Below are 301 nucleotides of genomic sequence, written 5' to 3' on the forward strand. Positions count from 1 at the left end.
TCATTTTTCGGCGGATATCCAATAAAGCCATTGAATTTATTCAAGTTTAGGTAGAAATCGCCATGAAACGCACTTTTCAACCGTCTGTACTGAAGCGCAACCGTTCTCACGGCTTCCGTGCTCGTATGGCTACTAAAAATGGTCGTCAGGTTCTGGCACGTCGTCGTGCTAAAGGCCGCGCTCGTCTGACCGTTTCTAAGTAATAAAGCTAACCCCTGAGTGGTTAAGCTCGCATTTCCCAGGGAGTTACGCTTGTTAACTCCCAGTCAATTCACATTCGTCTTCCAGCAGCCACAACGGG

At 47.8% G+C, this 301-nt stretch carries 1 protein-coding gene; it reads left to right on the forward strand.

The window, feature by feature from the left end; translation table 11 throughout:
- Nucleotides 1–62: 62 nt before the first annotated feature.
- On the forward strand, nucleotides 63–203 hold the full coding sequence (gene rpmH, locus SB725_RS30640; protein WP_000831330.1) for a 50S ribosomal protein L34: 141 nt from the start codon (nucleotides 63–65) through the stop codon (nucleotides 201–203).
- Nucleotides 204–301: the final 98 nt, after the last annotated feature.

This window comes from Pseudomonas sp. SIMBA_041 (assembly GCF_046535095.1).
Taxonomy (GTDB): Bacteria; Pseudomonadota; Gammaproteobacteria; order Pseudomonadales; family Pseudomonadaceae; genus Aquipseudomonas; species Aquipseudomonas mucoides.